Annotated in this window: 12 protein-coding genes; all 12 read left to right on the forward strand. The window is 60.8% G+C overall.

Features of this window, described 5'->3' with window-relative positions; genetic code table 11:
* Positions 1–51: 51 nt before the first annotated feature.
* The 12 genes from PSH79_RS02595 (at position 52) to PSH79_RS02650 (ending at position 15,052) form a co-directional block, all read left to right on the forward strand.
* Positions 52–1,551 carry an NAD(P)H-hydrate dehydratase gene (locus tag PSH79_RS02595; RefSeq protein ID WP_305441103.1) on the forward strand — a complete coding sequence of 500 codons (1,500 nt, stop codon included), beginning with the start codon at positions 52–54 and terminating at the stop codon, positions 1,549–1,551.
* Complete coding sequence (tsaE, locus tag PSH79_RS02600) at positions 1,539–2,009, forward strand: tRNA (adenosine(37)-N6)-threonylcarbamoyltransferase complex ATPase subunit type 1 TsaE (RefSeq protein WP_007967425.1); 471 nt, start codon at positions 1,539–1,541, stop codon at positions 2,007–2,009. The genes PSH79_RS02595 and tsaE overlap by 13 nt, the downstream gene beginning before the upstream one ends.
* A 57-nt stretch (positions 2,010–2,066) precedes the next feature.
* On the forward strand, positions 2,067–3,440 hold the full coding sequence (locus tag PSH79_RS02605) for an N-acetylmuramoyl-L-alanine amidase (RefSeq protein WP_370872599.1): 1,374 nt from the start codon (positions 2,067–2,069) through the stop codon (positions 3,438–3,440).
* Positions 3,441–3,445: 5 nt separating this feature from the next.
* Entirely contained in the window at positions 3,446–5,347 is a 1,902-nt protein-coding gene (gene mutL, locus PSH79_RS02610) for a DNA mismatch repair endonuclease MutL (protein WP_305443854.1), read from the forward strand.
* The gene (gene miaA / locus PSH79_RS02615) at positions 5,347–6,318 is read left to right on the forward strand and encodes a tRNA (adenosine(37)-N6)-dimethylallyltransferase MiaA (RefSeq protein WP_305441107.1); all 972 of its coding nucleotides are present in this window, start codon (positions 5,347–5,349) and stop codon (positions 6,316–6,318) included. Before mutL ends, miaA begins: the two co-directional genes overlap by 1 nt.
* Positions 6,319–6,413: 95 nt before the next feature.
* Positions 6,414–6,680 (forward strand): RNA chaperone Hfq, encoded by a 267-nt coding sequence (gene hfq, locus PSH79_RS02620; RefSeq protein WP_095109354.1) that lies wholly within the window; start codon positions 6,414–6,416, stop codon positions 6,678–6,680.
* 12 nt (positions 6,681–6,692) lie between these two features.
* A complete protein-coding gene (hflX, locus tag PSH79_RS02625) occupies positions 6,693–7,994 on the forward strand; it encodes a ribosome rescue GTPase HflX (protein WP_095187332.1) in 1,302 nt (433 codons plus the stop codon).
* Between the two features lie 96 nt (positions 7,995–8,090).
* Positions 8,091–9,263, forward strand: coding sequence for an FtsH protease activity modulator HflK (hflK, locus tag PSH79_RS02630; protein WP_305441108.1), 1,173 nt, complete (start codon positions 8,091–8,093; stop codon positions 9,261–9,263).
* Complete coding sequence (hflC, locus tag PSH79_RS02635) at positions 9,263–10,132, forward strand: protease modulator HflC (RefSeq protein WP_123448397.1); 870 nt, start codon at positions 9,263–9,265, stop codon at positions 10,130–10,132. The genes hflK and hflC overlap by 1 nt, the downstream gene beginning before the upstream one ends.
* A 314-nt stretch (positions 10,133–10,446) precedes the next feature.
* The gene (locus PSH79_RS02640; RefSeq protein ID WP_305441109.1) at positions 10,447–11,634 is read left to right on the forward strand and encodes an ATP phosphoribosyltransferase regulatory subunit; all 1,188 of its coding nucleotides are present in this window, start codon (positions 10,447–10,449) and stop codon (positions 11,632–11,634) included.
* A gap of 54 nt (positions 11,635–11,688) precedes the next feature.
* Positions 11,689–12,978 carry an adenylosuccinate synthase gene (locus PSH79_RS02645; protein ID WP_305441111.1) on the forward strand — a complete coding sequence of 430 codons (1,290 nt, stop codon included), beginning with the start codon at positions 11,689–11,691 and terminating at the stop codon, positions 12,976–12,978.
* Between the two features lie 139 nt (positions 12,979–13,117).
* Positions 13,118–15,052 (forward strand): methyl-accepting chemotaxis protein, encoded by a 1,935-nt coding sequence (locus tag PSH79_RS02650; RefSeq protein WP_305441112.1) that lies wholly within the window; start codon positions 13,118–13,120, stop codon positions 15,050–15,052.
* Positions 15,053–15,067: the final 15 nt, after the last annotated feature.

Here is a 15,067-nt window from a genome sequence, read left to right on the forward strand (position 1 = left end):
ACCGGAGCTGAGGTGCGTATAATTCTGCCAGACATCGGAGCCCGAAGACGCATGCCGCAAACGAAAGATGAATTACCCGACGCGCTGTACTGCGCCGCGCAGGTGCGTGAACTCGACGCGCGGCTGATTGCCGCCGGCACGCCGGGCTTCGAATTGATGCAGCGCGCCGCGCACGCGACGTGGCGGGCACTGGTGCGGCAATGGCCGTCGGCCAATGAACTGACGGTGTTTGCCGGGCATGGCAACAATGCGGGTGACGGCTATTTTATCGCTGCATTGGCACACCGGGCCGGTTGGGCGGTGCGGGTGTTGGCGGTCGGTGATCCGCAGCGTTTGCAGGGCGACGCCGCGCAGGCCCATGCCGAGGCACGGGCCGAAGGCGTCACCGTGCAGGGCTGGACTGCGCAAAGCGAGTTGCGCGGTGTCATCGTCGATGCTGTGCTCGGCACCGGCCTCAGCGGTGACGTACGCGAGCCTTATGCGGCAGCTATCAAGGCGATCAATGCCAGCGGCTTGCCGGTAACGGCGGTGGATATTCCTTCCGGGCTGTGCGCCGATACCGGGCATGTGCTCGGTGCCGCGGTGAGCGCCGACCTCACGGTTACCTTTATTGGGTTAAAGATCGGCCTGTTCACTGGAGACGCGGCGGATCACGTCGGCAGACTGGTGTTTAACGATTTGCAGGCCTCGGCCGACACCTGTCGTGACATTCCTGCCAGCGCCAGACGCCTCACCGCGGCTAATCTTGCGCGATTGGCACCACGTGCACCGACGGCTCACAAAGGGCGATTCGGGCATTTGTTGTTGATTGGCGGCGATCAGGGTTTTGGCGGGGCGATTCTGCTCAGTACTGAAAGCGCGCTGCGCAGCGGCGCCGGCATGGTTTCGCTGGCGACACGACCGGAGCACGTGCCAGCAGCGTTGAGTCGCCTACCGGAAGCCATGGTTCTCGGCGCTTCGTCTGCCAATCAGTTGATGAGCCTGCTGGAAAAAGTATCGACGCTGGTTGTCGGGCCGGGTCTCGGGCAAGCGAGTTGGGGGCGAGCGTTATTGTCCGCTGCTGCCAATGCACCTTTGCCGCAAGTGTGGGACGCCGATGCATTGAATCTGCTGGCCAGCGGTTTTGTCAGCCTGCCCAAGGATTGCGTGATCACCCCGCATCCGGGCGAGGCGGCGCGTTTGCTGGGCATCAGCATCGCCGAAGTGCAGGCGGATCGTCCGGCCGCGGCGCTGGCATTGAGCAAAAAATATACAGCGGTGGTGGTGCTCAAAGGCGCCGGCAGCCTGATCGCGCACCCCGACGGACGTCTGGCGCTGTGTCATCAGGGCCATCCGGCCATGGCCACCGCCGGGCTCGGCGATGTACTGGCGGGTTTGGCCGGCGCGCTGCTGGCGCAAGGCATGGACGGATTCGATGCCGCCTGCCTGGCGGTCTGGCTGCACGCCAATGCCGGGATGCAACAAGGGAAATTTGGCCGTGGGCTGGCGGCCAGTGATCTGATTCCAGCCATTCGTCAGTTGTTGGAGGAGCATGCACCGTGTCTGAAGTAACCCTGTACCTGGCCGATGAACAGGCCATGAGCGACTTTGGCGCACGGATCGCCCGCGTTACTCAGGGCCATGGCCTGATTTTCCTCGAAGGCAACCTGGGGATGGGCAAGACCACGCTTTCGCGGGGCATTATTCGCGGGTTGGGACATGTCGGGGCAGTGAAAAGTCCGACCTTCACTTTGGTCGAACCCTACGAGATCGGTGATGTGCGCGCCTTCCACTTCGACCTGTATCGTCTGGTCGATCCCGAAGAGCTGGAGTTTCTCGGCATCCGCGACTATTTCGAAGACGACGCACTGTGCCTGATCGAATGGCCCGATAAAGGTGCAGGCTTTTTGCCAAAGCCTGACCTGACCATTACCATTAGCCCGCAAGACAGCGGGCGTTCGCTGAAAATTTTATCCCAGGGCTCGCGCGGCGAGGCTTGGTGTGCCGCTTTGGCGTTGGAATCCAATTAGATGATGGGGTTAGGTATGCGCTTTCGCGCGTTGGTGGCTGCCGCTGGACTGATATTGATGGCAGTAACCGTCAACGCTGTGGCCGACTCAAAGGTCAACAGCGTGCGCCTGTGGCGGGCGCCGGACAACACGCGACTGGTCTTCGACCTGAGCGGTCCGGTGCAACACAGTGTTTTCACCCTGACCTCACCGGATCGGTTGGTCATCGACATCAATGGCGCCACGTTGGGCGCGCCGTTGAACGTGCAGACCGCCAACACGCCGATCACCGCGATGCGCTCGGCCCAGCGGACGCCGACCGACCTGCGCGTGGTTATCGACCTGAAAAAAGCCGTCACCCCGAAAAGCTTCTCGCTGGCGCCGAACGCGCAGTACGGCAATCGTCTGGTGGTCGATCTGTTCGATAACCCGGCGGACGCGGCGCCGCCGCCTGCACCGACACCGTCCGTGGCCACCGTGCCGGCGGTTCCGGTCACCCCTTCCGAACCTGCGATCAAGCTGCCACCTGCCCCGGCCGGCAAGCGCGACATCATTGTCGTGATCGACGCCGGCCACGGCGGTGAAGACCCGGGTGCGTCCGGTTCGCGCGGTCAGCGTGAGAAAGACGTGGTGTTGCAGATCGCTCGCGAACTGCAGCGTCAGGTCAATGGCATGAAAGGCTTCCGTGCTGAACTGACCCGTACCGGTGACTATTTCATCCCTTTGCGCGGGCGTACCGAAATTGCTCGTAAGAAGGGCGCCGACCTGTTCGTCTCGATCCACGCCGACGCTGCGCCGTCTGCGGCAGCCTTCGGTGCGTCGGTGTTCGCCTTGTCTGATCGCGGAGCGACGTCGGAGACCGCCCGTTGGCTGGCCGACAGCGAAAACCGTTCCGACCTGATCGGTGGTGCCGGCAACGTCAGCCTCGATGACAAGGACCGCATGCTTGCCGGCGTGTTGCTCGACCTGTCGATGACGGCTTCGCTGACCTCCAGCCTCAACGTCGGTCAGAAAGTCCTGACCAACATCGGCCGGGTCACGCCGCTGCACAAACAACGTGTGGAGCAGGCCGGGTTCATGGTGCTGAAATCGCCAGACATCCCGTCGATCCTGGTCGAAACCGGCTTCATCTCCAACGCCAATGAAGCGAACAAACTCTCGGCGTCGAGCCACCAGCAAGCGCTGGCGCGTTCGATCAGCAGCGGCGTCCGTCAGTTCTTCCAGCAGAATCCGCCACCGGGCACCTATATCGCCTGGCTGCGTGACTCCGGCAAGATCGCCCAAGGGCCGCGCGACCACCGTGTTGGCCCGGGTGAAACGCTGGCGATGATCGGCGTGCGCTATCAGGTGTCGCCGGCGACGTTGCGCAGCGCGAACAACCTGAAAAGCGATGAGCTGAAAGTCGGCCAGCACTTGACCATTCCTGGCACTGAATTGGCGTCCAAAGAATGAACGAAGTGCTGAACGCTGCCCGCATCGAACTGCTCAGCCCAAGGCTGGCCAACCAGATCGCCGCCGGTGAGGTGGTCGAGCGCCCGGCGTCGGTGATCAAGGAGCTGCTGGAAAACAGCCTCGACTCCGGTGCCAAGCGCATCGATGTCGATGTCGAGCAGGGCGGCGTCAAGCTGTTGCGCGTGCGCGACGATGGCAGCGGTATCTCCGCCGATGACCTGCCGCTGGCGCTGGCCCGGCACGCCACCAGCAAGATTCGCAATCTGGAAGACCTTGAGCAGGTGATGAGCCTGGGCTTTCGCGGTGAGGCGCTGGCATCGATCAGTTCCGTGGCGCGTCTGACCCTGACTTCGCGCACCCGCGACGCCGATCAGGCCTGGCAGGTCGAGACCGAGGGCCGCGACATGGCGCCTCGTGTTCAGCCGGCCGCGCATCCAGTCGGCACCTCGGTGGAAGTCCGCGACCTGTTCTTCAACACCCCGGCGCGGCGCAAGTTTCTCAAAACCGAAAAAACCGAATTCGATCATCTGCAAGAAGTGATCAAGCGTCTGGCGCTGGCGCGTTTTGATGTGGCCTTCCATTTGCGCCACAACGGCAAGACCATTCTCAGCCTGCACGAAGCTCACGATGACGCGGCGCGTGCGCGGCGTGTGGCGGCGATCTGTGGTTCGGGTTTCCTGGAGCAAGCCTTGCCGATCGAGATCGAGCGCAACGGTCTGCATCTGTGGGGCTGGGTTGGTCTGCCGACCTTCAATCGCAGTCAGGCGGACTTGCAGTATTTCTTCGTGAACGGCCGTGCAGTGCGCGACAAACTGGTGGCCCACGCGGTGCGCCAGGCCTATCGAGACGTGCTGTTCAATGGTCGGCACCCGACCTTTGCGCTGTTTTTCGAGGTCGACCCGGCGGCGGTGGACGTCAACGTGCACCCGACCAAGCACGAAGTGCGCTTTCGCGATGGGCGCATGGTGCATGACTTCCTTTACGGCACGCTGCACCGCGCTCTTGGCGATGTGCGTCCGGAAGACCAGCTCGCCGGTTCAGTGACCACAGCCGTCGTTCGACCAACCGGCCTTGATGCCGGTGAGTTCGGCCCGCAGGGTGAAATGCGTCTGGCAGCCAATGCGTTGTTGGAGCAACCGCAGGCGCAACCGGCGTTCAATACGTCGTCGGGCGCCAGCGCTGGTGGCGCTTATCAGTATCAATACACGCCGCGTCCGCAGTCGGCGATGCCGCCTGCCGCTGAGGCTCAGGCTGCGTATCGCGAGTTTTTTGCGCCGTTGCCTGAAGCCAATGCCAATGCGCTGCCGGCCGGTCAGGAAGATATTCCGCCGCTCGGGTACGCGCTGGCGCAACTGAAGGGCATCTACATCTTGTCCGAGAACGCTCAGGGCCTGGTGCTGGTGGACATGCACGCCGCCCACGAGCGGATCATGTACGAGCGCCTGAAGATTGCCATGGCCAGCGAAGGCCTTAGCGGCCAGCCGTTGCTGGTGCCTGAGTCTCTGGCGGTGAGTCAGCGCGAGGCCGATTGCGCAGAAGAGCATGCGGCGTGGTTTCAGCGTCTTGGCTTCGAGTTGCAACGCCTTGGCCCGGAAACATTGGCGATCCGGCAGATTCCTGCTCTGCTCAAACAAGCCGAAGCCAACCGTTTGGTTGGCGACGTCCTGTCGGATCTGATGGAATACGGCACCAGCGACCGGATTCAGGCGCACCTCAACGAACTGCTGGGCACTATGGCCTGCCACGGTGCGATCCGCGCCAACCGGCGCCTGGCCCTGCCGGAAATGAACGGTCTGCTGCGTGATATGGAAAACACCGAGCGCAGCGGTCAATGTAACCATGGCCGACCGACCTGGACCCAGCTGGGCCTGGACGATCTGGACAAACTGTTCTTGCGCGGTCGTTGATGAGCCAGCTTCCTCCAGCGATTTTTCTGATGGGCCCGACTGCTGCGGGCAAGACCGACCTGGCCATCGAGCTGTCCAAAGTATTGCCGTGCGAGTTGATCAGCGTCGATTCTGCGCTGGTTTATCGCGGCATGGACATCGGCACCGCCAAGCCTTCAAAAGAGCTGTTGGCTGAGTATCCGCACCGTTTGATCGACATTCTTGATCCGGCTGAAGCGTACTCGGCTGCGGATTTCCGGCGCGATGCCCTGCAAGCGATGGCCGAAATCACTTCGCGCGGAAAAATTCCGCTGCTGGTCGGCGGCACGATGCTCTATTACAAGGCTTTGGTTGACGGCCTGGCAGACATGCCGGCAGCCGACCCCGAGGTGCGCGCGCAGATCGAAGAAGAGGCTGCACGCCTTGGCTGGCAAGCCTTGCACGAGCAATTGGCAGCCATCGACCCGGAGTCAGCGGCGCGGATACATCCGAACGATCCACAGCGACTGAGTCGGGCGCTGGAGGTTTATCGAGTCAGCGGTCAGAGCATGACTGCCCTGCGCCAGCAACAATCTGCGCAAAGTACTGAAGCAGCCGCTTCGGGACAGCAACAATTGCCCTATACTGTCGCGAACTTGGCCATTGCCCCGGCAAATCGTCAGGTATTGCACGAGCGCATTAAACAAAGATTCACAAATATGTTGGAACAGGGGTTCATCGACGAGGTCGTAGCCCTGCGTAAAAGAAGTGACCTGCATGCGGGGTTGCCGTCTATACGTGCAGTAGGTTACCGCCAAGTCTGGGATTACCTGGACGGCAAACTGAGTTTGGCCGAAATGCAGGAGCGGGGAATCATCGCCACCCGCCAATTGGCCAAACGCCAGTTCACCTGGCTGCGCAGCTGGGAAGATTTACACTGGCTGGACAGTCTTGATTGCGACAATCTGCCACGCGCCTTGAAATACCTTGGGACCATCTCCATATTGAGCTGAGTCCTTGCAATTGCCGTCTATCCTTGGGGGTGTGGCGGCCAAAGCCATCTGAATTACCTATTTTTTATTATTGAATCCTTAAAGGAGTGCGGCACATGTCAAAAGGGCATTCGCTACAAGACCCTTACTTGAATACTTTACGTAAAGAGAAAGTTGGGGTTTCCATCTACCTGGTCAACGGTATCAAACTGCAAGGCACGATCGAGTCCTTCGACCAGTTCGTGATCCTGCTGAAAAACACCGTCAGCCAGATGGTTTACAAACACGCTATCTCTACCGTCGTGCCAGTTCGTCCAATTCGTCTGCCTAGCGCAACCGAAAATGAACAGGGCGACGCAGATCCAGCTCCGGGTAACGCCTGATAGGAGTCTCCTTTGTTCTTTGAGCGCCACGGTGGTGGTGAACGGGTCATCCTCGTTCACTTGGATGGACAGGACCCTGAGGCGCGCGAAGATCCGCAGGAGTTTCAGGAACTGGCTAATTCGGCGGGCGCCGAGACCGTTGCGTTTTTTAACGTACCGCGTCATCGGCCAACCGCCAAATTCCTGATTGGCAGTGGCAAGGTCGAGGAGCTGCGCGACCTGGTTCATGCCGAAAAGGCCGATCTGGTGATTTTCAATCACATCCTCACGCCCAGTCAGGAACGTAACCTCGAACGTGTTTTCGAGTGTCGCGTGATCGATCGCACCGGTCTGATTCTCGATATTTTCGCCCAGCGCGCCCGCACCCATGAAGGCAAGCTCCAGGTTGAACTGGCCCAGCTTGACCACATGAGCACCCGGCTGGTTCGTGGCTGGACTCACCTTGAGCGTCAAGGTGGTGGTATCGGCATGCGTGGCCCGGGTGAAACCCAGCTGGAAACCGACCGTCGTTTGCTGCGGGTTCGCCTGCGCCAGATCAAGGGCCGGCTGGAAAAAGTGCGCAGCCAGCGCGAGCAATCGCGGCGCGGCCGCTCGCGTGCGGATATTCCTACCGTGTCTTTGGTGGGGTATACCAACGCCGGTAAATCCACACTCTTCAATAACGTGACGAAATCCGACGTGTACGCGGCGGATCAGTTGTTCGCCACGCTGGACCCGACACTGCGCCGTCTGGAGCTGGACGACCTCGGGCCGATTGTCCTGGCCGACACGGTGGGTTTCATTCGCCACTTGCCTCACAAGCTTGTCGAAGCATTTCGGTCTACGCTCGAAGAGTCGAGCAACTCCGATCTGCTGTTGCATGTGATCGATGCGGCCGAACCGGATCGCATGTTGCAGATCGAGCAGGTGATGGTGGTGCTGGGCGAGATCGGGGCCCAGGACTTGCCGATACTCGAGGTCTATAACAAACTCGATTTGCTTGAAGGCGTTGAGCCACAAATCCAGCGCGATGCCGATGGCAAACCGCAACGGGTCTGGCTTTCGGCGCGTGATGGCAGCGGTCTGGAATTGCTTGAGCAAGCCATCGCCGAGTTGCTGGGCAGTGATTTGTTCGTGGGCACATTGCGTTTGCCGCAACGATTCGCTCGACTGCGTGCGCAGTTCTTCGAACTCGGTGCGGTGCAGAAAGAAGAACACGACGAAGAAGGCATCAGTCTGCTGGCCGTTCGTTTGCCCCGGGTCGAGTTGAATCGACTGGTAAGCCGCGAAGGATTGCAGCCGATGGAATTCATCGAGCAACACACTTTGCAATAAAAGCCTGACAAAGCGGTTGTGCCGCAACGGCAGGCATTCTGTAGCATTGGTCGGCGCGCCGTGGGTGCGTCTTTGCTTTATCAGATGGAGAGCGCTATGGCTTGGAATGAGCCGGGTGGCAACTCGAATAATCAGGATCCTTGGGGTGGCAAACGCCGCAATAACGGCGACCGCAAGGGGCCACCGGATCTCGACGAGGCCTTCCGAAAGCTGCAGGAAAGCCTGAACGGGTTGTTCGGTGGTGGTAAGAAACGCGGTGGTGATGACGGCGGTGGTTCGGGCAGGAGTGGTGGCGGCTTCGGCGGTCTGCTCGGCATCGGTCTCGTTGTGCTGGCGGCTGTCTGGCTGTACAGCGCGGTCTACGTGGTCGACGAGCAGGAGCAAGCCGTGGTGCTGCGCTTCGGCAAGTACTACGAAACCGTCGGCCCCGGCCTGAACATCTACTTCCCGCCGATCGATAAAAAGTACATGGAAAACGTCACGCGTGAGCGTGCCTACACCAAGCAGGGCCAGATGCTGACCGAAGACGAGAACATCGTCGAAGTGCCGCTGACCGTGCAGTACAAGATCAGCAACCTGCAGGACTTCGTGCTGAACGTCGATCAGCCGGAAATCAGCCTGCAGCATGCGACCGACAGCGCCCTGCGCCACGTGGTGGGTTCCACCGCCATGGACCAGGTGCTGACTGAAGGTCGAGAATTGATGGCCAGCGAAATCAAGGAGCGTCTGCAACGTTTCCTCGATACCTATCGCACCGGTATCACCGTCACCCAGGTCAACGTACAGAGCGCAGCGGCACCGCGTGAAGTGCAGGAAGCCTTCGATGACGTGATCCGCGCGCGTGAAGACGAGCAGCGTTCGCGCAACCAGGCGGAAACCTACGCCAACGGCGTGGTGCCGGAAGCCCGTGGTCAGGCCCAGCGCATCCTCGAAGATGCCAACGGTTACCGCGACGAAACGGTCTCGCGCGCCAAGGGTGAGGCAGATCGCTTTACCAAACTGGTCGCCGAGTATCGCAAGGCACCTGAAGTCACCCGCCAGCGTCTGTACCTGGACACCATGCAGGAAGTCTTCAGCAATACCAGCAAGGTACTCGTGACCGGTAATAAAGACGGCCAGAGCAACCTGCTTTACCTGCCGTTGGACAAAATGATTCAGAACAGTTCGGGCAGCAATGCACCGGTCACCGGTTCGGCCGCCGCCAGCAACACGGATGTCACGCCGCACGTCACTGACCTGCCGCAGTCGCGCACAAGGGAGACCCGCTGATGAGCAATAAATCGCTGATCGCCCTGATCGTTGGCGTTGTCGTGGTACTGGTTGGCTGGAACTGCTTCTACATCGTCGCTCAGACCGAGCGCGCGGTGTTGCTGCAATTCGGTCGTGTGGTGCAGGCGGATGTTCAGCCAGGTCTGCATGTGAAAGTGCCTTACGTTAACCAGGTGCGTAAATTCGACGCACGTCTGATGACGCTGGATGCACCGACGCAGCGTTTCCTGACTCTGGAAAAGAAAGCCGTGATGGTTGATGCCTACGCCAAGTGGCGTGTGAAAGATGCCGAGCGCTTCTACACCGCAACTTCCGGCCTCAAGCAAATCGCCGACGAGCGTCTGTCCCGTCGTCTGGAATCCGGTCTGCGTGACCAGTTCGGTAAGCGCACCCTGCACGAAGTTGTGTCTGGTGAGCGTGATGCGCTGATGGCTGACATCACTGCTTCGCTGAACAAGATGGCGGAAAAGGAGCTGGGTATCGAAGTTGTCGATGTCCGGGTCAAGACCATCGATCTGCCGAAAGAAGTGAACCGCAGTGTGTTCGAACGTATGAGCACCGAGCGTGAGCGTGAAGCTCGCGAGCACCGCGCCAAGGGTAACGAACTGGCAGAAGGCATCCGTGCCGACGCCGATCGTCAACGCCGCGTGCTGCTGGCTGAAGCCTATCGTGAATCCGAAGAGATTCGCGGTGACGGTGACGCCCAGGCCGCTGCGATCTACTCCAAGGCCTACGGCCAGGATCAGGAGTTCTACGGTTTCTACCGTAGCCTGCGCGCCTACCGTGAAAGCTTCGCGAACAAATCCGACGTCCTGGTCCTCGACCCAAGCAGCGACTTTTTCCGTTATCTGGAAAAGTCCAAGCCTTGATACGACGTTGACCTGAATCATTCCGCCCGGCGGCTAAAACCTCGGGCGGGGTGATCCTTTGGGAAAACGTGTGTATGATGCGGCAGCCGGGAAATTCCCGGCTTTTTTGCGTCTGCACGTTTGATTGCTGTTTTTGCTGCAGAACATCGGGTTGAACAGCCCGAACAGTTTTTCGAGGAAAGTGATGGGCGAGGCCGGTATCAGGCCTTTCGCTGCGTCGTTCATGCGCGTGCGTTTTGAACGGACCGGTCATTTTCTGCTTCACTCAAGGCTCGCCCTAGTGCTGGCCGCCCGGATCAAAGGGGAATGGCGTAATGGCAACGGTAGACCGCTGGCTGCTGCCAGATGGCATCGAAGAAGTACTGCCACCGGAAGCGGCGCGCATTGAAGTTGCGCGTCGTCAGGTGTTGGATCTGTTCCAGAGCTGGGGTTACGAGTTTGTCGTGACCCCCCATATCGAGTACCTGGAATCCCTGCTGACCGGCGCGGGCCAGGACCTGGATCTGCGTACCTTCAAGGTCATCGACCCGCAGTCGGGCCGGCAGATGGGTTTCCGCGCCGACATCACGCCGCAAGTGGCACGCATCGATGCGCACACCCTGCGTCGTGAAGGCCCGAGCCGTCTGTGCTACGCCGGCAGCGTACTGCACGCCCAACCGCGCGCACTGTCGTCCTCGCGCAGCCCGATTCAGTTGGGCGCCGAGTTGTACGGCGATGCCAGCCCGAGCAGCGACGTCGAAGTCATCAGTCTGATGCTGGCCATGCTGCAACTGGCCGATGTGCCGGATGTGCACATGGATCTTGGTCACGTCGGCATCTACCGTGGTCTGGCGCGCGCTGCCGGTCTGTCCGGTGAAGTCGAGCAGCAGTTGTTCGATGCGTTGCAACGCAAGGCCATCGACGAGGTCATTACCTTGACCGAAGGCTTGCCGGCAGATCTGTCCGGCATGCTGCGTGCGCTGGTCGATCTGTGTGGCGGCCGCGAAGTGCTGTCGGCTGCCCGCGAGCGTCTGGCCGATGCGCCGGCGCCGGTACTGGCGGCACTGGAAGATTTGCTGGCGATCGCCGAGCGTCTGTCGGCGCGCTTCCCGGAGCTGCCGCTGTATTTTGATCTGGGCGAGCTGCGCGGTTACCACTACCACACCGGTGTGGTGTTCGCGGTGTTCGTGCCGGGCGTTGGCCAGTCCATCGCTCAGGGCGGTCGCTACGACGACATCGGCGCCGACTTCGGTCGCGCCCGTCCGGCGACTGGCTTCTCCACCGATTTGAAAACCCTGGTGACCCTGGGGCGTGCTGAAATCGAGCTACCGTCTGGCGGTATCTGGATGCCTGACAGTACGGATGCGGCACTCTGGCAGCAGGTTTGCCAGTTGCGCAGTGAGGGTCAGCGTGTCGTTCAGGCGTTGCCTGGACAACCTTTGGCCGCCGCCCGTGATGCGGACTGCGACCGGCAATTGATTCAGCAGAACGGGCTTTGGCAAGTATCGCCACTGGCTTCTTGAGTTTTCCTGCCGGCTATCGCCGGCACCAAGTTTGCGCGAATGAGGACAAGTGTTATGGGTAAGAATGTCGTAGTCCTGGGCACCCAGTGGGGTGATGAGGGCAAAGGCAAGATCGTTGATCTGCTGACCGAACATGCTGCCGCCGTAGTGCGCTACCAAGGTGGCCACAACGCCGGTCACACCCTGGTGATCGACGGCGAGAAAACCGTCTTGCACCTGATTCCGTCGGGCGTACTGCGCGAAGGCGTGCAGTGCCTGATCGGCAACGGCGTGGTGGTTGCACCTGACGCCCTGCTGCGCGAGATCACCAAGCTGGAAGAGAAAGGCGTTCCTGTGCGCGAGCGCCTGCGCATCAGCCCGTCCTGCCCGCTGATCCTGTCCTTCCACGTGGCGCTGGACCAGGCCCGTGAAAAGGCCCGTGGCGAGCTGAAGATCGGTACTACCGGTCGCGGCATCGGCCCGGCTTACGAAGACAAGGTTGCACGTCGTGGCCTGCGTGTTGGCGATCTGCTCAACATGCCGCGCTTTGAAGACAAGCTGCGTGAACTGGTGGACTACCACAACTTCATGCTGGTGGGTTACTACAAAGAGCCTGCCATCGACTACGACAAGACCCTTGCCGAGTGCAAAGAGTACGCTGAGCTGCTCAAGCCGCTGATGCTGGACGTGACGGCCGAATTGCACGACCTGCGTCGCGCCGGCAAAGACATCATGTTCGAAGGCGCCCAAGGTTCGTTGCTCGACATCGACCACGGTACTTATCCGTACGTGACCAGCTCCAACACCACCGCCGGTGGCGTGGCGACCGGTTCGGGCGTTGGCCCGATGTTCCTGGACTACATCCTGGGCATCACCAAGGCTTACACCACTCGCGTAGGTTCGGGTCCGTTCCCGACTGAGCTCTTCGACGAAGTGGGCGCTCACCTGGCCAAGCAAGGTCACGAGTTCGGCGCTACCACCGGCCGTGCCCGTCGTTGCGGCTGGTTCGACGCCGTTATCCTGCGTCGCGCTATCGATGTGAACAGCATCTCGGGCATCTGCCTGACCAAGCTGGACGTCCTCGACGGCCTGGAAACCATCAACATCTGCGTCGGTTACAAAGATGCGCAAGGCAACGCCGTTGCGCCGACTGACGCTGACAGCTACGTGGGCCTTCAGCCTGTGTACGAAGAAGTGCCGGGCTGGACCGAATCGACCGTGGGTGCCAAAACCCTGGAAGAGCTGCCGGCTAACGCTCGTGCCTACATCAAACGCGTTGAAGAGTTGATCGGCGCGCCGATCGACATTATTTCGACGGGCCCGGATCGCAACGAAACCATCGTTCTGCGTCATCCGTTTGCTTGATAAGTCGTTGATGTAAAAAACAAAGGCCCCTTAATCGGGGCCTTTGTCGTTTATGCCTGTTGGACGGCATGACCTTTGCTGTGAATCTGTCTACAAGAGTGCCATCAAATTAATGGCGTCAGAAGTAGAGGGATTCATAGTGTCAGCCGTTCTCTCACTGTTACAAAGCCGTTTGTTGCGGCCCGTGTTCGTTACCCTTGGTATCGCCCTTTTGGTGCAGGTGCTGGTGGCCGTTGCCCTGACGCGGAGCACGGTCACCGCGCTGGAAGCTGATTTGGCGGTGCGCCTTGGTGCCGACAGCCAGAAGCTCTCCGGTGAACTGGAGCAGGCCGGGCGTGAAGTCACGTCGAGCCTCGATGCTTTGTCCGCCAGTACCCGTCAGCGTCTGACGGCCGGTTTGTCCACGCGACTGAAGGACGAGCAGGCGCAACTGCGCGCGACGCTGGAAAAGGATCTGAAGGATTCGGCTAACGACATGGCTCAGTTGCTCGCCTCCGTTGCGCCCCGCGCCATGTGGGACAGCGATGTGCCAACCCTGTCCGAATTTGCCCGGCGCGCCCAACGCAATCCCAACGTGTTGTTCGTGGTCTACGACGACGCCACCGGCCAGCACCTGACTCGCTATCTCAATCGCGAAAACCCGATCAACAAGGCTTTGCTGGAAAAGGGCCAGGGCGAGCGCGCGCTGGATAAAGTCCTGGATGCGGCGAAGAACGATCCGTCGGTCTACTACCTCGAAGCCTCGATCAACCCGAATGGCGTGGAGATCGGCAAAGTGTTGATGGGCGTTTCCACGGCTTCGGTAGAAACAGACCTGGCGGCCCTCGACAAGCGCTTCACCGCGCTGATCGCCAGCAGCGATCAATTGGTCGGCGACAGCCTCAAAGGCGCCGCCGCCGACAGCGCGACGGCGATGCGCGCACGCCTGCAATCGGCGCAATCCACCGCCACCGAAATGAAAGCCAACACCGCCAGCACCGTGCAGGACGCCGCCGCGACCTTGCGCTGGCGGATCGGCATGGGCCTGGCGCTGGTCGGCTGCGGTGTGCTGTTGTTGCTGGCCGTGGTGCTTGGCCATCGCGTGGTCAATCGCTTGAAGATGCTCAATGCCGCCATGGACGATCTGGCGGCGGGCGAGGGCGATCTGACCAAGCGCGTGCAGATCAACAGCAAGGACGAGATCGGCGACATGGCTGCGGCGGTCAATCGCTTTGTGGATAAGTTGCAGCCGATCGTGCGCGAGGCGGGGGATGTAGCACAGCGCACTGGCGTTGAAATCGGTGCCATGACCCTGCGCAACGCCGGTGCCGATGCGGCGGCCGGGATGCAGCGTGACGAAGTGGCGGAAAGCCTGCGGGCGCTGTCGCAAATGGCTGACGAGGCGCAATCGGAAAGTCATGCCATGCAAGCGGCGTTGAAACAGGTTGTGGATATTCGTCAGGCGACGGACGAGAATACCCGCACCTCGGCCAAGGTCGGCAGTTTGATCGAAGCGCTGGCCGGGCAGGTTGATACCGGGGCGAAAGTCATCGAACGACTGGCGCAACAGAGTGAGCAGATTGAAGTGGTGTTGACGGTGATCCACGGGATCGCCGAGCAGACCAACCTGCTGGCATTGAACGCCGCGATTGAAGCGGCGCGGGCGGGCGAGACCGGTCGAGGGTTTGCCGTGGTCGCGGATGAAGTTCGGGCGTTGGCGAGCAAGACGCAAAGCTCTACCGGCGACATTCAGGCGCACATCGTCGCGTTGCAGCAGGGTGCGCGCGAGGCGGTGGAGGCGATCGGTCAGGCTGGGCGTCAGGCCAGCGAAGGCTTGCTGGTGCTGCGTGACAGCGCGCGGTTGCAACAGTCGGTGCAGGCTTCGGTCGAGCAGGTGCATGCAGCGATTGGATTGGCGACGCAGGCGGCGGCGCATCAGGCGCAAGGTGCGCAGGCGGTGCGAGGGCGGGTCGAGACGATTCATGCGCAGGCCGAGAAAGCAGCTCAAGCGGTGGTGGAGACCACGGCCAGCGGCAAGGTGCTGGATGGTTTGGCGGCGCAGTTGAAGGCAAGTCTGGGGCAGTTCCGGGCCTGAGATCAAAAGATCGCA

Origin of the sequence: Pseudomonas sp. FP2196, assembly GCF_030687715.1 — a bacterium.
Lineage (GTDB): Bacteria > Pseudomonadota > Gammaproteobacteria > Pseudomonadales > Pseudomonadaceae > Aquipseudomonas.